Here is a 21030-nt window from a genome sequence, read left to right as displayed (position 1 = left end):
ACGGCACTCCGCCGGAAGCGTGCCCGGCGCGGCGATCAGTGGGCGACGGCGCGCAGAAACGATGTCCAGCCGTTCGCGGACACGGCGATGACCGGCTGGCCGGAACGCCGGTCCTTGCTGTCGCGGACCAGCACGCCGCCGCTGGTGAGCTTTACCTCTACGCAGCTTCCCCCGGCGTTGGAGTGGCTGCTCTTGAACCACTCTTCCCGGGTTCGCGGTGCCGAGGGCGAAATGTTGTCGGTCAAGCCAGTTCCTTGATGCGCTGACGGATGAATGTCCGTGTTTCCTGCTGGGTCTGGGTACGCCGGAACGCGTCGTTGTAGGTCATGGTGAGGTCGCGTACCAGGGTGGAGTCGTCGATGATGCCCCACGTGCTCACGGTTTCCTGCCATGCCACGGTGGGAAGGCGGGGACTGTCGAAGTCGATCAGATGAACCGTCGCGGCCCCGAAGAGCCCACACGCCGTCGCGGTGAAGGGGATCACCCTCACCTCGATGGTTTCCGGATGCTCGTCGATCATGTCGGCGAGATGCTCGAGTTGGCGCCGAAGGACGTCGGGGCCGCCGATCTGCTGCCGCAGGGCGGCTTCGCTGAGGATCGCCGTCAGCTGGAGCGGATGCTCACCCCTGAGCCGTTCCTGCCGTCGCAGCCGCGCCTCGACGCGCTGGTCGATCTCGACCTGGCGAATGGTGACGTCGGGGGTCATCAGCGCCCGGGCGTAGTCGGCGGTCTGCAGCAGGCCGGGAAGGATCAGGTTCTCGTAGGTCCGGATACTCCGGGCGCCGTGCTCGAGTCCGTAAAGGCGCTGAAGGTCCTCGTCGAGAAGGCCGGAATAGCGGGCCCACCAGCCGTGCTCCTTGGCCGCCGCGCGCAGTTCGAGCAGCTCCTGCCGCTCCTCGCGATCGAACTCGAACAGTTCGATGATGCGGAGAAGGCTTTCCTCGGAGAGGATCTTGCGCTCGTTCTCCACGGCGGACCAGTAGTTGCGCGTGAAGCCCAGCGTCTGGGTGATGGTCTTGACCTCGATACCGACCTGTTCGCGACGCTTGCGCAGCCGGAGCGCGAGCTCCCAGGCCGCGACAACGGGCGACATCGGCGTTGACACGTCACTCCCCCATCAGGGCGACACAGGTCTCTGTTGACTCATCCAGTATACAACCAGGTGCCATCATGAGTACCTCCCCCGGCGCATCCCATGGTTACGGTAACCGAACGATACTCGCGGGGCTGTGGCGGTGCCACCCGACCGGGCTCTATCGTCCGTAGTGACTCACCGAGTCGCGGCGATCACGCTGCGGACACTCGACGCACCCAGGCAGCTCCCGGCCGCTCGGCCCCCGAGGAGTCCGTACGAGGTCGACGGACGTTCTGCCCTCGTCGCCCACCGGTCGTCGCCGAGGACAGTTCTTGTGTTGCCGGGGAGGAATGATGGAACCGACTTCGGAGCGGCTCGACGCCGAGCCGGTGCCCAGGTCACGCTGTGGCGAAACGGCACTACCCGCACCCGAAGATGTCGAACTCCGTGCGGCGGCGGAGCGGCTGGAAAGAGTCATGGCGGCGACGGCGCACTGCACGATCGTCACCGTCGACATCGAGGGATTCGGCAGGCACACCAGGAACAACACCAACATGGTGCGGATCCGCCACGGCCTGTACCTGGCGATGCAGTACGCGTTCGACTCCGCCGGCATTCCCTGGGCCTCGTGCCGCCGTGAGGACCGGGGCGACGGCGTGCTGGTGCTCGCCCCCGCGGAGATCCCCAAGACGTTGTTCGCCGACCATCTTCCTGGCACGCTGCTCACCGCTTTGGCCTGGCACAACAAGATCCATCCCGCCGAGGAGCAGATCCGGCTCAGGCTCGCCATCCACGCCGGCGAAATCAACTACGACGAGCACGGCGTGACCGGGGCCTCCATCGTCCACACGTTCCGGATCCTCGACTCCCTCGAGCTGAAACGGGCGCTCGAGGAGACCAGCGCGGTCCTCGCGGTCGCCGGCTCCGCCTGGTTCTTCGACGAGGTGATCCGGCACAGCGAAGGCAGTTGCGCGCAGGCCTACGAACCCGCCGCCATCACCAACAAGGAGACCACCACGCAGGCATGGATCCGCCTGCTCACGGCATAGCCGGGAAAACGCTACGCGACGGACGGGGACGCGGCCCGCGGAACCAGCAGCCGCGGCGTGCCCGAGCCGTCCGCGGGGACCGCCCAGATGTCGCCCGCGGCGCCGTTCTCGCCGGGCAGCCCGTAGGCGATCGTGTTTTCGTCGAGCCAGATCACCTGATCGTCCACGCTGCGGGTCTCCGCGAGCGGTGTCTCCTTCATCGTGGCCAGGTCGAGAACGTGTTCGCGCCACGGCCGCGCGCCGTCGGCCGAAACCCGTTTCTTGAAGGCGAGCTTCGTGCCGTCCGGTGAGAGCGACGGGCATTCCGCGTTCTCCCGCAGGGTGTGGGCGGCCCAGGCTTCGTTGTCGCCCTGGACGAGGTAGGTGCGCCCGCCGGTGGCCACCGTGGCGTAGAAAACCCGGTTGTCCTTCGCGAAGGTGACGCCCCAGTAGTTGACGTCCTCGCCATGGTGCCGCCGATCGCCGATGCGGAGCGGGATGTCCTCCATGTTGCTGGACAACTGGTCCTCCCGGCGGTCCATGATCGCGGTGCGGGTCGAGAAGCTGCCCGCCTGGGAGTACGAGTCGCCGGTGACGAACGTCGTCCAGGAGGCCATCCGGCCGTCGGCGGACAGCTTGGCGCGATTGGGGATTCCGGCGACGTCGACGCGTTTCACCTCGGCGAGACCGGCGTCGACGAACACCGCGGCGGCGCTCGGTGCCGGGCCCGGCACCCCGATCAGGCACAGCCCCTCGTTCGCGGCCGCGGAGAACCGATCGCAGCCGAGAGTGCTCACCCGCCGTGGCCCGCCGGGATCCGCGAGCGAAACCGACGCGACCTTGCCGTGGTCCACTCCCCCGGCGAGACTGCGGAACAGCAGCCGTCCCGGTTCCAGCCGCGCCGGGCGCGCCTTGTCCACGGCGACTTCGGCTTGACGTCGTTCAGGGCTGTTCGCCTTGGCCTGCAACGTATAGACCACCGAAGCCGTCACCAGCAGGGCCGTGCCGATGAGCGCCGCGGCGAGTTTCGCCTTGAGGTTCACGAAAGCTCCTTAGCGCCGGAAGTCCGCCGGACCGTGCCCGGTGCCACCCCCGACACGGGTGGCACCGGGCGACGGCGATCACCGGCAGGTGAACGGGCCCGCCTTGTCGAGCAGTTTCCCGTCGGTGCCGATGATCTCCCAGGAGTACGACTTTCCGGTGAGCACCAGCTTCATCACGCCGTGCTTCGAGAACGACTTCTCGACGCCTTCACGCGGTTTGATCTGGCTGTAGAGACTGTCCCCGCCGATGCCGACGACGGCGGAGCGGACGCCGTTGGCCTCGTCGACGTGGCCCGCCGAGTTCAGCGGCTTGATGCGCTCGTAGTGATGGTCGTGCCCGCCGAAGACCACGTCCGCCTTGGCCTTGACCATCTCGTCCCAGAGCGGCGCGACACTCTTGATGTCGCCGTACTGCCCGGAGTTGAAGCGCGGATGATGCCAGTAACCGCCGACGCACGCCTTGGTGTTCTTCGCGAGGTCCTGACGCAGCCACGCCACCTGGTCCCCGGAAATCCCGTCGGTCACCGGATCCGAGTCGAGCGCCACGAAGTGGAAGTCGCCGACGTCGAAGCTGTAGTACGGCTGCCCCTGTGGAGTGGCGATCGGGCCGAAGTACTGCTTGTACCCGTTGAGCTTGTCATACCACTCGTGGTTGCCCGGCGTGGGTTTGGTGATGTTCTTGAACTTGCCCCACGTCTTGTCGTAGTAGGACCGGAACTCGCTGATCGTCCCGCTGTCGTACTGGTTGTCGCCGACCGTCAGCACGTACTGCGGGTTGACGCCCGCCACCAGCTGCGCGGTTTTCTGGTGCTCGGACGGGAACTGGGCCTTGGCGATGTCCCCGGCGACCACCAGCGTGATGCCCCCGATACCGCCACCCGGCTGCGTGGCCGCCTTGGCCGGAGCACTCGGCGCGGACAGGTTGCCCGCCGCGTCGCGCGCCCGCACCGTGTAGGTGAACTCGGTGCCCGAAGCCAGTGAGGTGTCGGTGTAGCCGGTGGTCGCGGACTTGCCGACGACGTTCCCGTTGCGCAGCACCTCGTATTCGGTGACACCGACGTCGTCCTTGGCGGGTTCCCAGGCCAGCGTCACACTGTCCGAAGTGGACGATGCCGCCCTGAGCCCGGTCGGCGCGGTCGGCGGCAGGACGTCGCCGCCACCGGTGCGTGAACCGTAGACCTCCAGCTCCCACAGCGAATACCCGTAGGTGGTGGCACGGACGGTACCCTCGATCCGGACGTGCCGCGCCGACGCGTTCAGGCCGGTGATCTCGTCCGTGCCACCGTCTCCCCCGGTGATCGCCTTGACTTCACGCCAGGTCCGGCCGTCATCGGACGCTTGGATCCGGTAGTCCTTGGCGTAGGCGGCCTCCCAGTTCAGCTTGACCCTGGTGATCGCCGCCGGACCGCCGAGGTCGACGGCGATCCACTGTGGATCGGCACCCTCCACACTGGCCCACCGGGTGGTGGTGTCCCCGTCGACCGCGAGGTTCCCGGCGAACGTGGCGTTCTCGATCGACGAGGTCGTGGTGGGCTTGTTGGCGGACAGCAGGGATTCCGCCCGCGTCTCGGTGCCGGACGCGATCAGGGGCTGGACGAGCAGGGTGGCCGCCGCCAGCGCGACGACGCCCAGGACGGCTTTCTTCCGTTGCATACGCACTCCTCGACATGCCTGGATCGACGAAGACCGGCGCTGGGCGGCGTCGTGCGGCCGGCATCGGGTGAAGAGCGTGACCTAGTTTGTAAAGCAGACTTCCTAACTAACGCAGAGCGTAACGGGAGGTAAAGAGATCGTCAACAGATGAGGTCAGACGACGCGGACCCAACCGCCGCGCGCTTCGTCGTCGGTGCCGTACAGCACCTGATCACACGACGCGGAAAGGCAGGTCAGCGCCTCGATCTTGTGGCCGGGGAAGTCGCCGATCCTCGCCGGGGTCCCGGCGAGCGTGATCACGCCGTCCGCGCCGAGCGTCCCCGCCGCGTACACCGCCGAGTCGAACGGGCCGTCGTCCCCGGGGTCCGAGGCCGAGGAGACGAGAACCCGGTTGTCCTCGGTGATCTCGACGTCGGAGGCGTGCCGCACGTTGGCCGTGGGGTAGGGAACCCGGAACTCCACCGACGCCGGCTTCCCGAAGGACAGCGTGGCGAGGTCGAACGCGGCCGAGTAGAGCGTCGCCGGCCTGCTGTCCTGGCCCCGGTCGGCCCACACCGCGAACAGCTTGCCCGACACGGACTTCAGCGCGAACCCCTCGTAGTTGTCGCCCGATTTCCCCTTCGGCAACGGGAACGTCTTGAGCACCCGCGCGGTCAGCCCCTGCAGCTCGATGTGGAAACCCTTGCCCTTGCTGGCGAGCGCGACGTACTCCCCCGCGCGGCCGGGCACCGCCTCCACCGCTTCCAGGTCCACCGGGACCTCTCCGGACCAGGTGATCGCGTCCACCCCGGTCACCTTGCCGCCGGCGATCCGGACGCGTGCCGCCCGGTTCTCCCCGGACTTCTTGTTGTCCCGCACCACAAGTGCGTCGATGCTTCCCTGGCCTCGACTCAGGACCGCGACACCGCTGGCCCCCGAGGTCATCCCGTCGCCGATGGTCTCCCAGCCGTCCGCACGCGGCACGGCGTGGGCGGCCGGAGCGGGGACGACGACAGCTACGGCGATTGCGGAGAGAATTCCGAGACAAGTACGTTTCATGCCGGGTAACGTAGCCGATCGAACCGCGATGATCAATGAATGAATTCCTCACCGACCCGGGGCGGCCACTCGTCGGCGGAAAGGATTCCGGCCGTGTAGGCCCGCGCGATCATTTCCGCCCGATTGGCGGCTTTCAGCATCCGCATCAGCCGGGAACAATGGTATTCCACACCCCGGACGCTGAGCACGAGCCGAGCGGCGAGACCGCCGGTCGAGTGCCCCGCGGCGATGCCCGCCAGCACATCGGCGGCGAGCGGGCTCAACGCGGGACGGCCTGCCGGCTCCGCGGAAGAGTGCTCCCGCACGGACGAGGTCATGAACGCCTCCCCTTTCTTTTGTGCGAGCCGAGCCCTTCCAGGCTCCTCGAGAGCGGAACGGAAGAATACGGGAAAACCGGCGCCGAAAAGGGAATGCACACCGGCGCCGGTTCCGCTCAGGACCCGGACCGAATACCGCCGGATCCTGAGTGACTAGCCACTCGTCGTCACTTCGTGCCGCAGTACGGAGTCGGCGGATTCCGCGGGCGGCGACGACAGCTCGGGCCCTGGGGAACGGCCCGGCTGCCGCAGGAAACACGCCAGCAGCGCGGAGAACAGGCACATGCACCCGGCGAGGATCCACGCGCCGGTGTAGCCGACCCCGCTGACCACCCAGGCCGCGATCCCGCCGCCGCCGATGCCACCGACCAGCTTCGCGCTGTAGAGCAGGCCGTAGTTGGAGGCGTTGTTGTTCTCCCCGAAGTAGTCCGGCACCAACGCGGCGAACAGCGGGTAGAAGGCGCCGCCGCCGAAGCCGACGAGGAACGCGAACACCATGAACAGCGCGCCGTTGTGCGTGTTCCCGGCCCACAGCAGGCCGAACTGCGCGACGGCCGCGATCAGCAGCACGAGGATCAGGGTCTGCTTGCGGCCGATCCGGTCGGAGGCCCAGCCGACCGCCGCGCGCCCGGTGCCGTTCACGACCACCAGCACGCCCGCGGCGGAAGCGGCGACCAACGCCCCGAAGTCGCTCTTCTTGGCGAAATCGACCATGAAGTTGATGCCGAACAGCGAAACGACGCCGATGCACACCATGCACACCCACATCAGGGGGAGCATCCCGGTCTTGATCGCCTCCAGCGGCGTGTACTGCCGCATCGCGGGCGGGTTCTTCGCCAGGCCGGTGCCCTTCGCCCTGTTCCTGCTCCAGGCGACGGGGTCGACCTCGGCGGGCCACCAGCTCTTCGGCGGGTCCTTGAACAGGAAGCCGCACACGCCGACCACGACAACGATGTAAACAGCGATCAGATCGAGGATCGGTGTGTAGTTGTCCTTGGTGAGGAACGCGGCGAAGATCGCGAGGAAAGGCAGCGTGCCGTAGGCGAACCCGCCGTTCACGAACCCGGTGCGGGCACCCCGTTTCTCCGGATACCACTTGCCGACCATGTTGATGCAGGTGGCGTACACCAGCCCGACGCCGGCGCCACCCACCACGGAGTAGCCGAGGAAGGCGAGCACCAGGTTCCCGCTGTGCGCGATCGAGAACAGCCCGATCCCGCAGCACACCGCGCCGGCCAGCATCGCGGCGCGCGCCGAGACGATGTTCTTCTCCCGCAGCCGCCCGGCGGGGAAGGCCACGGCCGCCTGCAACGCCGCCCAGATGCCCGCCACCCAGAACGCTTCGGCGGTCGACCAGTGGTACTTCGCCTCGAGCGTCTCCTCGACCGCGCCGAAGCCGTACTCGAAGACACTCACCGCCATCATGGCGATCCAGGGCAGCCAGACCATCCACGCCCGCGACCTGCCCATGATGTCGTGGGGACTTTCCCCCACTCGGTATACTCGCCCGTTCTCGTCGGCTATCTCCTGATAGCCCGCTACTGCGGCCATAGGAATACTCTTTCGCGATGGATCTCGCACTCGGGAAAAGGTGCGGGAAAATGTGAATGCGGCTTCGTAAACCCGCTCCGGAAGGCCCTCGCGGTCACCCGGATTCGATGAGACGAACCTAGGGTTTTTGGCCCGTTCGGGTCAACGGTTCCCGGCAACCGGCCGCTTAACCCCCGTGCCCGCCCGCGCGACGGGGTTCGGTCCGGCCACTGTGGACGGAGCGGCCACGCACCTCGTCCCCGCACGGTCTGCCGGGCGGGAACGTGCATCGGTCAAGACTCCGCACAGCAAGGTTTTCCGGCCGCCTCGTGCCCACGGCGGCCGGTCGCACGAAGGGACGAACTCAGTGCGCCGAGTTCTCCACACTGCTCACCGGGTGCAACCGGGCGGCGAGATCCTTCCGGTCCGCGACATCGAGTTTCCGGTAGATGTTCCGCAGGTGGAACTCGACCGTGCGCGGTGACACGAAGAGCGTTTCCGCGATTTCACTGTTCCGCCGGCCGCGGACGGCGAGCTCGGCCACCCGGCATTCGGTCTCGGTGAGAATTTCCGTGCGTATTCCGGACAACACGGTACTGGGAATCGAACGCGCGCGACCGCCCGCGGATTTCAACAGGGACTTCGCTTCGCCGGCGAGCGCGGTGGCACCGCACGACGTACTGAGATTGAGCGCCCGGCGCGCGTACTTCCGCGCGCCTTCCTTGTCGTCCGCCGTCAGCAGCGACCGGGCGAGCGCGAATTCGGTGCGCGCGAGCTCCAGCCGTGCCGGGGACGCGGCCAGGATGCCGGCCGACTCCGCGAGCAGCTCCCTGCCACGGGCACCACCCGCCGCGATCCCGGCCGCGCGCAGAGCGATCCCGCGTGCTCGCGGCGTCCGCCACCGGCCGGCCGAGGCCAGCTCCTGCTCCGCCAGTTCCCTGGCGCGCTCGTGGTCGCCCAGCGCGGTCAGCACCTCGACCATGGCCGGGCGCCATCGCAGCGGTTCGGTCAAGGTGCCGGTGGATCGGCCGGCGAGGTTCAGGCCCGCTTCGAAGCAGGCGAGCGCGCTCCGCAGATCGCCGCGCGCCAGCCGGATCCTGCCCCGGACATCGAGGAAAACCGCCGAGACGAAGAGAAAACCGCTCGCCGGCTTCCCGTCGAACCGGCCGAGTGCAGCTTCGGCTTCGTCGATCTCACCGCGTTCGAGCAGCAGCTGTGCGTGCACGAGGTCCACAAAGGAACGAAGACGGGGAGCGTCCCGCCGGAACCGCTGCGCGGTGTCCGCGTCCACCGCGGCCCGCGCGAGGTCCCCGGTGCGGTGGCGCAACAGTGCCCGTGCGGTGAGTCCCTGCAGGTACATCCACGGATCGACGCGCCTGCTGTTGTCCACGAGCCGGGTCAGCGCCTCCTGCGCGCCGTCGACGTCGTCGGCGGCCAGGAGCACTCCCCCGGCGCACAGCTCGGTGAAGCCGACCGCGCCGGAATCGCCGCCCTTGAGCGCCTCGCGAGCCAAGGCGGCCGCTTCCGCCGCGGGCTCGCCCTGCTGGAGCGCGACCACCGCCAGCCCGGCCAGCAGGGACCGCTCGGCGTCGGTGTTCCCGGCCGGGCGTGCCAACGCCCGTGCCCGCCGCGCCGCGGAGTCCACTGTGGATTCATCCATGACGCTCGCCAGCAGCAGCGTGGCTTCGGCCGACGTCAGCAGTTCCCGCTGTGCCTCGTCCGGCTCGGACGGCAAGCTCGCCCGCAGCTGTTCGAGCGTTCCGGCGAGCAGGGGCACCGTTTCGGCGGCCCGCCCCGCGTGCACGCCGAGCCGCCCCGCCGTGATCCCGATCCGCGCGCGGCTCAGGGGGTCCCGGACCTCGGCCAGCGCCGACCGCGCCACCCGCAGTGCCTCCGCCGGATCGAGCCGGCTCAGCGGGCCGACGGAATCCAGCAGCAGCGGCAACCGGGACGTCCCGTCGTCGCCGGCGAGCGCGTGCCGCAGGTAGCGCAGCGCCGTCTCGGGGCGCCCGCGATCCAGTTCCAGCCCGGCGGCGCCACGCAGCACACCGGACATCCACCGTTCGATGCGCCCGGGGACGTGCACCAGCTGTTCGGCGACGTCGTCGTGGGGACGGCCCGCCTCGTTCAGCAAGCGCGCGGCCCTGGCGCGGCGCCGGATGCGCTCTTCCGGTGTCAGGCGGCCGAGTACGGCGGAGCGCAGGACGTCGTTCCCGAGATCGGCTGTCGCGCCGGAGACGAGTTCGAGTTCCCGCAGCACCCAGATCGCGCTGTCCACCACGCGCGGCGGCACCCCGCTCAGCACGGGGACCAGGTCGAGATTGCGGCCGCCGAGGATCGCCGCCGCGCGGGCGACCTCGAGGACGTGTTCGGGCTGCCCGTCGAGCCTGGCGACGATCATCGGCCCGACGACCTCGCCGCTCAGCTCCCCCACCCTGGACACTCCCGCCGCGTCGGGTGTCACGCCCTCCTCACGCAGCCTGCCGATCAGCCGCCACAGGGCGCGGGGATTCCCGCCGGACGCCTTGGCGCAGGCGGCGGTGAAAACGCTGTCAGGGTTGGCGGGCAAGGCTTCGCGCAGAATCTCGTGCACCTGCGGCGGGGTCAGCGGCGCCAGGTCGAGTACCGCGCAGCGCGGGTCCGCCGCGAGCCCGCCCATGCCCTCGGCCCCCGGTCCGGCACGGCCGGTCCGCCGGGCGAGCAGCACCAGCAGCGGCAGCCGGTCCGCGCGGCGCAGCAGGAAGTCCAGCCACCACATCGACGGCTCGTCGCACAGTTCGGCGTCATCGATGACGAGCGTCAGCGGCCGCTCGGCCAGCAGGCTCGCCGCGAGCCAGTACAGCCCCTGCAAAGCAGGGTATGCCTCGGCCAGCGTCGCGGATCCCGCGAACCCCTTCGGCGAGTAGAGGCCGGCCAGCGCGCGCCGCGCCACGTCGTCCCGGGAGCGATCGTTCCCGGCCAGCGCCCGGATCGGCTGGAACAACGCGCGGGCCACACCGAAATCCGAGACGTCGCCGAGTTCACCACAGTGGACGGTCAGCACCCGCGAACGCGCCCGCAACGCCGAAGCCGTCGCGTCGAGCAACCTTGTCTTGCCGATACCCGCCACCCCGCGCGCGACCACGATCCGCGCGGTGCCCGCGAAAGCCCGGTCGACCACCGGGGCGAGCGGGATCTGGCCTGCTTCCCTGCCGGGCACGGGGCTACCCGTCCATCCGGTAAATCGTTACTTCCTGCCACCATTCGCACTATACGGCGCCCCCGAGCGGTTGCCAATTGCCGCGCGATGACTACTCAGCGGAATCACCGTCCCCCATTCGCGCGTTAACTGCCACCGCAAGAAGGACGATGCCCAGGTCGATCCCACCGAACTCTGGTAACGAAGCGTGAAACATCCGGCTCCGCTCCCCTGTGGCCGCACCGGAAAAGTCACCCCGGCCGCGCGGGAACGCTGTCCGGCTACCGGTCAACGGGAACCCCTGAATGTCTTTCATTTCCTTGGGGCACCCGGGTTTCGGGAACACTATGAACGAAACCCCCGGGCGTCACCGCGGCCGTGGTAACTGGAGATGCTTTCACGGCATTCGGCGAGGGTCCGGGGTGCGGGTCCGGTGGGATGTGTGTTGTTCGCGGGGTTGTCGTGGCGGCTGGGAGTTCGCGCCGCGATCTGGATGTCGCGAACGCTCCGTCCGGGACGTTCATCGTCGTCAACGGCCCGTTCGCGACATCGGCGACGCTCTCGGCGTGGGTGGAAAAGTCCGAGGGACCCCCTGGGCGCATCCACCGCACCCAGGGACGCCCCTGTCGCATTCAACGCACCAAGGGACGCCCTTGTCGCACCCCGGGCCAGCGCACCGAAAGCGTCCCTCGGCACATCCGCAACCCCCACCACACCAGAGCCTTAATGCGAAAACCCCCAATGCACCATTCACGATCCCGGCTCACGTTGAAAATTCAAACGTACACGCCGGACGGAAATCTCCGCGGAACCGCTACCGGCGGACCCGGCCCGCCTGCCGTACGCGCCTTTTGGCGGCGTCACGCCGGGCGAGTTCGGCCGTTCTGTCCAGCCACCGCTCCCGTCCCGCGTCACTCGACCCTTTCACCGGCCCGAACCGGGTCGTCCACACAGGACGGATCCCGCAGTACCGCAACGTCGCCGCCCGCAGCTGCTTCACGGCCGTGTCGCCCATCAGCCGCAGGTACCACCACGGTGAATCGGTCGTGAGCACGAGACGTCCGGTCCTGCCGTTCGGCAATCCGGCGGGCCTGCCGTCGGGCCGGATCTCGAAGGCCCGTCGCGGAAGCAGCACGGCTGCACGGCCGTCCTCGATCTTCTCGCGGGCGAGCACGACCACTCCGGCGAACTCGTCACCCCGGCCCCGACTGGCGGCCCGTGCCGCGCTACGCCCTCGACGGCATTCGGCGGGCGAGCGGTGACGGCGGGTCAGTCGTCCTGGCCGGACACGGCGAGCGCGGCGGGTAGCCCGGCCCGGCCCGCGACACCGAGCTTGCGGTACACCTTGGTCAGCTGCTTTTCGACGGCGCGCGTGCTCACCCGGAGCGCGTTCGCGATGTCCTGGTTCGTCGCGCCGCCGACGGCGTAGCGCGCGACTCTGGCTTCGGCGGCCGTCAGCTCCCACTCCGCCGAGGCGGCTGTGCTCGCCTGACCGCCCTGGGATTCGACGAGGTGGGCGGCCCCGCAGGATTCGGCCAGTTCCCGGCCTTCCCTCAGCAGTCCGGCCGCCTGCCGAGGACTTCCGTGTGCGGTGAGCGCCCGGCCGAGCCGCACCTTCGCGATGGCGAGTTCGACCTTGTTCTCCGACCGGCCGAGGACTTCGACGGCCTCCCGCAGCAACGCGACCGCGCGGTGACCGCCGAGGACGTCCGCCCGGACCCGCAGTGCGCGGCCGAGCGGACCAGGCGCGCCCCAGGTGAGCACGGACCGGTGGTCCTCCGCCGCGATCGCCTTGGCCTGCCCGAGATCGCCCGCGCGCAGGCACAGTTCGGCGGTCATCGCCCGCCAGGGGAGAATCCCGTTGCCGTACCAGCATTCCCGGTCGAGCGCCCGGCCGCAGTCGAGCACGCGTTCGGCCGCACGCGCGAACTCCCCGCGTTCGGCCGCGAGCATCCCGTCGAACAGCCGCCAGAACGGCCGGGTGCACCGGGCCCGGTTCCGTTCGTACGCCGGGTCGAGCCGGTCGGTGGCCAGCCGGAGATCCCCGGTGCGGACGGCGGTCAGCGCCAGCGTCGCGGTGATCGGTTCGGCCGGCTCGTCGCCCGAAAGCTCCCACGCCTCGACCGCCGCCGCGCGGGCCGGGCCGAAATCGCCGGTGTGCAGGTGCACCAGCGCGCTCTGCGCGCACAGCCCGCGATACACGACCGGCGCGTTCCGCGCGTGGGCGCGCTTGAGCGCGGCGTCCAGCCACAGCGCGAGCCCGGCGGTCGCGTCCGCCGTGATCAGCACCGAAACCAGCAGCGGCAGCGCGGGGTACGGGTGATCGGCGTCCGGCGGTTCGGCCGCCAGCAGCCGGTTCGCCAGTTCCGCCACCCGCGCGGCGGGCAGCGTCATCCGCTGGGCCGCCTCGTGGAGCAGGACCGCGGACAGTTCCCGTTCGGCACACGTCGAGGTGGCCGGTTCCCCGGCGAGCGCGGCGAACCGGCCGCCATGGCCGTGAGGCCGCAGGCGTGCCCCGAGGCGCACCGCGAGATCGCGTTCGGCACCGGAAAGCCGGGCGGGAGCCCCGAGGTCTTCGGCGGCCTGACGCACCAGTGCGGCGACGGGTTCGGGCGCGGTCGCGGGTGCCAGCGGCGCGAACGGGAGCACGGCCGCGGCGCGTCCGGCCGCGGTGGGCAGCATCGGGACGGCCTGCGCGAGATGGCGGACCGCCGCGCCGGCGTCGTACCGGCCTTCCACGGTGGCGAGGTCGACCAGCAGTTCCGCGCGTCCGGGGCCGTCCTGCGCGTGGTACCTCAGCGCGTGCCGCAGGAATTCCACCGCCCGCGCCGGACGGCCGTCGCGGGCCGCAGCCACCGCCGCGGCCCGCACCGCCTCGACCGCCCATGTCCCTTGTGGACGGTCGACCCCGAGCAGCAGACCGGCGATCCGCTCGGCGGGACACCCGTGGCGGTGCAGCGACCTCGCCGCGGCGAGGTGCAGTTCCTCGCGGTCCGCCATCGGCAGCAGTTCGTCGACGGCCGCGCGGACCGCGGGATGCGCGAACCGGGGCCCGGCGGGCGACGCAGTGAACACGCCGGCCAGCCGCAGCGCGCGTTCGGCGTTCCCGGCCTCGGTCGCGTCGAGCCCGGCCAGTCCGGCGAGCACGTCTCGCTCGACCGGGTCGCCGACGACGGCGACAGCGGTGGCCAGCTTCAGCGCCGCGGGCGGCAGCTGGCGCAGGAAGGACAGGAGCCGTTCGCGGAGCCTGCCCGGCAACGCCGATCGCACGACGTCGGCCGACGCGCCGCGTGGCGGTGTCCCGCCCGCTTCGAGCGCACGCAAGATCGCGGTGAGCACCATCGGGTTCCCCGCCGCGCGTTCGTGGCAGGCCAGGAGGAACTCGTCGTCCGCCTCGGCGAACACCGCCCTGACCAGCCGCGCGCTCCCCCGCGCGCTCAGCGGGCGCGGTGACAGCACCTCGCGTGCCGACGACGTCAGCCCGGCGAGGTGCCCCGGCCCGGCGTGGTGGTCGCCCTGGTGTGCCGCGACGGCGATCACCACCGGCAGGGTGGCGAGCCGGTCGGCCAGAAAACCGAGGCAGCGCAACGAGGGCAGGTCCGTCCACTGGAGATCGTCGACGAGGAGCAGCAGCGGGGTCCGCGCGGCCATGTTCGCCACCAGCGCCCGCAGTCCTTCGAACAGCGGGTGTTCCGCACGGTACCGGCGCACGCGGGCAGGGTCGTCGTCGAGCAGCGGACGCGCGGCGGCCGCCGCCGCGCCGAGCCAGGCCGCGCGGCGGGCGGGTTCGGCCGTGCGGACCGGGGCGTGGAACAGCTGCCGGACGACGCCGAACGCGAAGTCGCGCTCGAGCGGGGCCGCGGCAGCCCGCAGGACCCGTGCCCCGTCCGCGCTCGCCTGCTCCGCGAAAGCGTTCAACAGCACGGTTTTCCCGATGCCCAGCGGGCCGGAGACCACGACGAGGCCACCGGCGCCGCGACGCGCCGATCGCAGTACCGACGTCATGGCGGCCAGTTCCGCCGCGCGCTCCACCAGCACTGTGCTCCTCTCCGCCCTCGTCCACGGCGACCGCCGCAGCGCCACGTAGTGCATACAGTATACCTAAGCCAGTCGACAGTTCTGACTTTGGTGACACCGTGTTCTTCTGTGGATTCCCACAGTTACTTTCGGGTGCTGCCTTGTTACGTTCTCCCGGCGCGACCCCGCCGGTCGCGGTGAAACTCCCCGGTGACGGCGCCCGGGGGAAAGCGGCCTGCGCCCGGGTTGGCGGCGACCCCGGGCGCAGGCCCCCTATTTCCCGGCGTGCCGCCCCCTGTCTTCGCGGGGGAGCCGCCGCGTGAACCCCTCGTTACCACTGGGCGGCCGCCACCCGGCTTTGTGGCAGATCTGGAGCGAACGGGCCTCCAGCCGGTGTGGCCTGGGCCGCTTTTTGGATGGTTCCTCCAAAAGCGGGGCCACGGCATGCGTCATAGCTGACATTGGTGTACCCGCCGGTAAGAGAGCACTGTGTAGGAAGGTGCAGGCGACGCTCCGGAACCCGGAGGCGTCGCCTTCTGTGCGTACTTGGGAGGCTCTGTCGGTGTTCAGTCGTGTCGCCATCGTGAACCGCGGGGAGGCCGCGATGCGGCTCATCCACGCAGTCCGGGATCTCTCCGCGGAGACCGGGACGCGGATCGAGACCGTGGCTTTGTACACCGACGCGGACCGGACGGCGACGTTCGTGCGCGAAGCGGATCTCGCCTACTCGCTCGGCCCCGCCTCGGCGCGGCCGTACCTCGACTACCAGGTCCTGGAGCGCGCGCTGGTCGAGACCGGCGCCGACGCGGCCTGGGTCGGCTGGGGCTTCGTCGCCGAGGACCCGGTTTTCGCCGAACTGTGCGAAAAACTCGGGGTCACCTTCGTCGGGCCGAGCGCCGAGGCGATGCGCAAGCTCGGGGACAAGATCGGCGCGAAGCTGATCGCCGAGGAGGTCGGCGTCCCGGTGGCGCCGTGGAGCCGCGGTGAGGTGGCGAGCCTCGACGAGGCGCTCGAAGCCGGCGCGAAGATCGGCTACCCGCTGATGCTCAAGGCGACCGCGGGCGGTGGCGGGCGCGGCATCCGCAAGGTCACCTCCGCCGGCGACCTCGCCGACGCCTACGAGCGCACCAGCCAGGAGGCGCTGCGCGCGTTCGGCTCCGGCGTCGTGTTCCTGGAGCGCCTGGTCACCGGCGCCCGGCACGTCGAGGTCCAGGTGATCTCCGACGGCGAGACGGCGTGGGCGCTCGGCGTCCGCGACTGCTCGGTGCAGCGACGCAACCAGAAGATCATCGAGGAGTCCGCGTCGCCGGTGCTCGCGCCGGAACAGGCCGCGGAGCTGAAGGCGTCGGCCGAGCGGCTCGCCGTCGCGGTCGGCTACCGGGGCGCCTGTACGGTCGAGTTCCTGTATCACCCCGGCGAGAAGCTGTTCGCCTTCCTCGAAGTCAACACCCGGCTCCAGGTGGAACACCCGATCACCGAGATCACCACCGGCACCGACCTGGTCAAGGCACAGCTGCACGTCGCGAACGGCGGCAAGCTGGAAGGCCCGCAGCCCGCCGAAGCCGGGCACGCGGTCGAGGCGCGGCTCAACGCCGAGGACCCGGACCGCGACTTCGCCCCCTCCCCCGGCCGCATCGCGCGCCTCGTCCTGCCCGCGGGTCCGGGCATCCGCGTCGACACCGGGGTCAGCGAGGGCGACACCATCCCGGCCGACTTCGACTCGATGATCGCCAAGATCATCGCCTACGGCCGCGACCGTGACGAGGCACTGGCCCGGCTGCGCCGGGCGATGGCCGAAACCACCGTGATCATCGAGGGCGGCGCGACCAACAAGAGCTTCGTGCTCGACCTGCTCGACCGGCCCGAGGTCATCGACGGAAGCGCCGACACCGGCTGGATCGACCGCGTCCGCGCCGACGGCGACCTGGTCACGCACCGGCACTCGGCGATCGCGCTGGCCGCGGCCGCGATCGAGGCCTACCAGGACGAGGAGGACGTCGCCCGGCAGCGGCTGCTGGCCACCGCGCACGGCGGACGTCCCCAGGTGCAGCACGAAAGCGGCCGCCCGCTCGATCTGAAACTCCGCGGCGTGGCCTACCGCGTCAGCGTCGCGCGCGTGGGGCGGAAGCGTTTCCGCGTCGGCGTCAGCGGCGGCGGGGACTTCCAGCCCGCCGACGTCGAGATCGAGCGGTTCGACCAGCACAGCGGGCAGATCACCGTCAACGGCACGCGGTTCCGTCTCGTCACCGGGACACACGGGCCGATCCACCTCGTCGAGGTCGACGGCGTCACGCACCGGGTCAGTCGTGACGAGGGTGGCGTCGTCCGCTCCCCCGCTCCCGCACTCGTCGTCGCGACGCCGCTTTCGGTGGGTGACGAGGTCGAATCCGGGGCACCGATCCTGGTGCTGGAAAGCATGAAGATGGAGACGGTGCTGCGCGCGCCGTTCCGCGCCCGCGTGCGGGAATGCCCGGTTTCGGTCGGCAGCCAGGTCGAGACCGGCGCGCCGCTGATGCGCCTGGAACCGCTCGCCGACGGGGACACCACCGACGAGTCCACTGAGGACGGTTCCGTCGCCGAGGTCGACCTGCCTCTCCTGCGGATGAGCACCTCGGCCGCCGAGCGGGCCGCCCGCGGCCTGCAGGATCTCCGGGGCCAGCTGCTCGGCTTCGACGTCGACCCGCGAACGCTGTCGGACTACCTGGCCGCGCGTGCCGAACTCGCCGACCCCGAACAGCTTCTGGACGGTGAGCTCGGCCTGCTGTCGGTGTTCGCGGAGCTGTCCGAGCTGACCCGGAACAAGCCCGCCGGTGAGGACATCGAGCCGAACACGCCGGTGCACAGCCCCCGCGAGTACTTCCACACCTATCTGCAGAGCCTCGACGTCGAGCGTGCCGGGCTGCCGGAGAAGTTCCAGGCGCGGCTGCGCCAGGTGCTCGGCCAGTACGGGGTGACCGATCTCGAGCGGACGCCGGAGCTGGAGGAGGCGGTCTTCCGGATCTTCCTCGCCCAGCAGCGCGCGTCCTCGGACGTGGCCGTCGTTTCCGCGTTGCTGCGTCAGTGGATCACCGAGGCACCGCCCGCGGACCCGCTGCGGGAGCCCGCCGGGCTCGCGCTGGAGCGGCTGGTGGCGGCCACGCAGGTGCGCTTCCCCGCGGTGTCCGACCTGGCACGCGGCATCGTGTTCCGCTGGTTCGCCCAGCCGCTGCTGCGCCGCACCCGCGCCCGCGTCTATGCCGAGGTCCGCAGGCACCTGCGCCACCTCGACCAGCACCCGGACGCGCCGGACCGCGGCGAGCGGATCGCCAAGATGGTACGCAGCACCGAGCCGCTGGTGCGGGTGCTCGGGCAACGGCTCAACCGCGACCATCTGGACAACGCGGTCATGCTGGAGGTGCTGACCCGCCGGTACTACGGCAACAAGGGCCTCACCGCCGTGCGCACCAAGCAGGACGCCGGCTACACGTTCGTGGTCGCCGAGCGCGCCGGCTCGTGTGTGGTCTCCGCCGCGGTGGCCTTCGAGGCGCTGGGCAGCGCGCTCGGCGGGCTCGCGGAGCTGGCGGGTGAGAACGGCACCGTCGACGCCGACATCTACCTCGCCTGGGAGGACCAGCCGGAGGACTTCGACGCGATGGCCGCCGCGCTGCAGGAGGTCATCGGCGCGCACCCGCTGCCGGGCCAGGTGCGCCGGCTCACCACCACCGTCGCGGGCAGCGGCGGCGCGGTGATGCACCACCACTTCACGTTCCGCCCGGCGACGGACGGAACGACGACCGGGATGACCGAGGACCGGCTGATCCGCGGCCTGCACCCCTACATCGCGGAGCGCATGCAGCTGGAGCGGCTGAGCAAGTTCGACCTCACCCGGCTGCCGTCCTCGGACGAGGAGATCTACCTCTTCCGGTGCGTCGCGCGGGAGAATCCCACCGACGACCGCCTCGTCGCCTTCGCGCAGGTGCGCGACCTGACCGAGCTGCGCGAGCACGACGGCAGGCTGGTCGCGCTGCCCACGGCCGAGGACGCCATCACCACCTGCCTCGACTCGATCCGGCGCGCCCAGGCGCGGCGTCCGTCGAAGAAACGCTTCAGCACCAACCGGATCGTGGTCTACGTCTGGCCGCCGAGCAGCCTGACCCGCGCCGAGCTGGAGATGATCGCCGGGCGCGTGCTGCCGACGACCGCGGGTGCCGGCCTCGAGGAGATCCTGTTCATCGCGCGGCAGCGCGACGAGAGGACGGGCGAGCTGAAGAAGGTCGCCGTGCGCGTCTCGTTCGACGCGACCGGCGGCGCCGTGCTGACCGTCGGCGAGCCGTCGGTCGAGCCGGTCGAGCCGCTCGACGACTACCGGCAGAAGGTGTTGCGCGCGAGCGCCAGGAACACGGTGTACCCGTACGAGCTGACCTCGATGCTCGCCGGGAACCAGGGCGGCTTCGTCGAGCACGACCTGGAGAACGGCGTCCTGGTCCCGGTCGACCGGCCGCGCGGGCACAACAAGGCGGCGATCGTCGCCGGGGTGGTCAGCACGCCGACCCGGCGGTACCCCGAAGGCGTGACCCGCGTGGTGCTGCTGGGCGACCCGACGAAGTCGCTGGGCGCGCTGTCCGAACCGGAGTGCTCCCGCGTCATCGCGGCGCTGGACCTCGCCGAGCGGATGCGGGTCCCGCTGGAGTGGTTCGCGCTGTCCTCCGGCGCGCGGATCTCCATGGACTCCGGCACCGAGAACATGGACTGGGTCGCGGCGGCGCTCAAGCGGATCGTCGAGTTCACCCAGGCGGGCGGCGAGATCAACGTCGTCGTCTCCGGCATCAACGTCGGTGCCCAGCCGTACTGGAACGCCGAGGCCACGATGCTCATGCACACCAAGGGAATCCTGGTGATGACGCCGGATTCGGCGATGGTGCTGACCGGCAAGCAGGCGCTGGACTTCTCCGGCGGCGTCTCCGCCGAGGACAACTTCGGCATCGGTGGTTACGACCGGGTGATGGGGCCGAACGGGCAGGCGCAGTACTGGGCGCCGAACCTCGGCGCGGCACGCGACGTGCTGATGTCGCACTACGACCACACCTACGTCGTTCCCGGTGAGGCGGCGCCACGACGCGCTACCACGGCGGACCCGTTCGACCGGGACGTCTCGGTGTTCCCGCACGCGGTCGTCGGCAGCGACTTCACGACGGTCGGCCAGATCTTCTCGGCCGAGCACAACCCGGACCGCAAGAAGCCGTTCGACATCCGGACCGTGATGCGCGCACTGTCCGATCAGGACCATCCGGTACTGGAACGCTGGGCGGGCATGGCGGACGCGGACACCGCCGCGGTGCAGGACGTCCATATTGGAGGGTGGCCGGTCTGCCTGCTGGGCATCGAATCGCGGTCGGTGCCCCGCCGCGGTTTCCCGCCCACCGACGGGCCTGACGCGTTCACCGCGGGCACGTTGTTCCCGCGCTCGTCGAAGAAGGCGGCGCGCGCGATCAACGCGGCCAGCGGGAACCGGCCGCTGGTGGTGCTGGCGAACCTGTCCGGCTTCGACGGCTCGCCGGAGTCGCTGCGCAAACTGCAGCTGGAGTACGGCGCGGAGATCGGCCGCGCGATCGTGAACTTCGAAGGTCCGATCGTGTTCACCGTGATCTCGCGGTACCACGGCGGTGCGTTCGTGGTCTTCTCGAAGACGCTGAACCCGAACATGACGGTGCTGGCGCTGGAAGGCTCGTTCGCCTCGGTGCTCGGCGGTGCCCCGGCGGCGGCCGTGGTGTTCACCCACGACGTCAACACCCGCACGGCGAACGACCCGCGGGTGGTCGCGCTGCAGAGCCGGGTCGAGGGGGCCAGTGGCGCCGAACGGGCGGCGCTGACCGCGGAACTGGCCGAGACGCAGTCCTCGGTGCGCGCGGAGAAACTGGGCGAGGTGGCCGCGGAGTTCGACCGCGTGCACAGCATCCAGCGTGCCGTCGAGGTCGGCTCGGTCGACGCGATCATCAGCGCCGCCGAGCTGCGCCCGCGCATCATCGAGGCCATCGACCACGGCATGAAGCAGTAAGCCGGAACGCTTCCGTTCCCGAGGCGGCCCATGCGCCCCAATGTGGCGTGTGGGGGGGGGCGAGCACCCACCCCGGGGTGGGGTTAAAAAAAAACAGACCCCCACACAGGTAAAAAA

Annotated in this window: 12 protein-coding genes; 2 read left to right on the top strand and 10 right to left on the bottom strand. The window is 70.2% G+C overall.

From position 1 onward, the window contains the following. Positions 1–35: 35 nt before the first annotated feature. A complete protein-coding gene (locus ACFW0G_RS34970) occupies positions 36–245 on the bottom strand; it encodes a DUF397 domain-containing protein (protein ID WP_378329755.1) in 210 nt (69 codons plus the stop codon). Then, positions 242–1105 carry a Scr1 family TA system antitoxin-like transcriptional regulator gene (locus tag ACFW0G_RS34965; RefSeq protein ID WP_378329754.1) on the bottom strand — a complete coding sequence of 288 codons (864 nt, stop codon included), beginning with the start codon at positions 1103–1105 and terminating at the stop codon, positions 242–244. Before ACFW0G_RS34965 ends, ACFW0G_RS34970 begins: the two co-directional genes overlap by 4 nt. A gap of 323 nt (positions 1106–1428) precedes the next feature. Between ACFW0G_RS34965 and ACFW0G_RS34960 the strand changes: the two genes are divergently transcribed. Beyond that, positions 1429–2124 carry a hypothetical protein gene (locus ACFW0G_RS34960; RefSeq protein ID WP_378329753.1) on the top strand — a complete coding sequence of 232 codons (696 nt, stop codon included), beginning with the start codon at positions 1429–1431 and terminating at the stop codon, positions 2122–2124. Between the two features lie 11 nt (positions 2125–2135). Here the strand turns inward: ACFW0G_RS34960 and ACFW0G_RS34955 are convergent, their stop codons facing one another. From ACFW0G_RS34955 to ACFW0G_RS34920, 8 genes are all read right to left on the bottom strand, one after another. Beyond that, complete coding sequence (locus tag ACFW0G_RS34955; protein ID WP_378329752.1) at positions 2136–3146, bottom strand: TolB family protein; 1011 nt, start codon at positions 3144–3146, stop codon at positions 2136–2138. 78 nt (positions 3147–3224) lie between these two features. Further along, positions 3225–4799 carry a discoidin domain-containing protein gene (locus ACFW0G_RS34950; RefSeq protein WP_378329751.1) on the bottom strand — a complete coding sequence of 525 codons (1575 nt, stop codon included), beginning with the start codon at positions 4797–4799 and terminating at the stop codon, positions 3225–3227. Positions 4800–4952: 153 nt separating this feature from the next. Next, on the bottom strand, positions 4953–5837 hold the full coding sequence (locus tag ACFW0G_RS34945; RefSeq protein ID WP_378329750.1) for a hypothetical protein: 885 nt from the start codon (positions 5835–5837) through the stop codon (positions 4953–4955). 32 nt (positions 5838–5869) lie between these two features. Then, the gene (locus tag ACFW0G_RS34940; RefSeq protein ID WP_378329749.1) at positions 5870–6154 is read right to left on the bottom strand and encodes a LuxR C-terminal-related transcriptional regulator; all 285 of its coding nucleotides are present in this window, start codon (positions 6152–6154) and stop codon (positions 5870–5872) included. A 153-nt stretch (positions 6155–6307) separates the two neighbouring features. Continuing rightward, complete coding sequence (locus ACFW0G_RS34935; protein WP_378329748.1) at positions 6308–7648, bottom strand: OFA family MFS transporter; 1341 nt, start codon at positions 7646–7648, stop codon at positions 6308–6310. A 400-nt stretch (positions 7649–8048) separates the two neighbouring features. Beyond that, the gene (locus tag ACFW0G_RS34930; protein ID WP_378329747.1) at positions 8049–10883 is read right to left on the bottom strand and encodes a LuxR C-terminal-related transcriptional regulator; all 2835 of its coding nucleotides are present in this window, start codon (positions 10881–10883) and stop codon (positions 8049–8051) included. A 793-nt stretch (positions 10884–11676) separates the two neighbouring features. Further along, positions 11677–12036: a hypothetical protein gene (locus tag ACFW0G_RS34925; protein WP_378329746.1), complete on the bottom strand. Its 360-nt coding sequence runs from the start codon at positions 12034–12036 to the stop codon at positions 11677–11679. A gap of 95 nt (positions 12037–12131) precedes the next feature. Then, a complete protein-coding gene (locus ACFW0G_RS34920) occupies positions 12132–14954 on the bottom strand; it encodes an ATP-binding protein (protein WP_378329745.1) in 2823 nt (940 codons plus the stop codon). A gap of 487 nt (positions 14955–15441) precedes the next feature. On the opposite strand from ACFW0G_RS34920, the gene ACFW0G_RS34915 reads away from it, so the two are divergent. Further along, the gene (locus tag ACFW0G_RS34915; RefSeq protein WP_378329744.1) at positions 15442–20913 is read left to right on the top strand and encodes a biotin carboxylase N-terminal domain-containing protein; all 5472 of its coding nucleotides are present in this window, start codon (positions 15442–15444) and stop codon (positions 20911–20913) included. The last annotated feature ends 117 nt before the right edge of the window (positions 20914–21030 follow it).

It is taken from the genome of Amycolatopsis sp. NPDC058986, assembly GCF_042741125.1.
GTDB lineage: Bacteria > Actinomycetota > Actinomycetes > Mycobacteriales > Pseudonocardiaceae > Amycolatopsis.
The sequence above is the reverse complement of the archived record's forward strand: the minus strand, read 5'-3'. Positions and strand labels throughout refer to the sequence as shown.

Bases quoted from the DNA above. Each gene is read 5' to 3' on its own strand.
- ACFW0G_RS34950 (WP_378329751.1), bottom strand. From the start codon at position 4,799: ATGCAACGGAAGAAAGCCGTCCTGGGCGTCGTCGCGCTGGCGGCGGCC.
- ACFW0G_RS34920 (WP_378329745.1), bottom strand. From the start codon at position 14,954: ATGCACTACGTGGCGCTGCGGCGGTCGCCGTGGACGAGGGCGGAGAGG.
- ACFW0G_RS34945 (WP_378329750.1), bottom strand. From the start codon at position 5,837: ATGAAACGTACTTGTCTCGGAATTCTCTCCGCAATCGCCGTAGCTGTC.
- ACFW0G_RS34960 (WP_378329753.1), top strand. From the start codon at position 1,429: ATGGAACCGACTTCGGAGCGGCTCGACGCCGAGCCGGTGCCCAGGTCA.
- ACFW0G_RS34940 (WP_378329749.1), bottom strand. From the start codon at position 6,154: ATGACCTCGTCCGTGCGGGAGCACTCTTCCGCGGAGCCGGCAGGCCGT.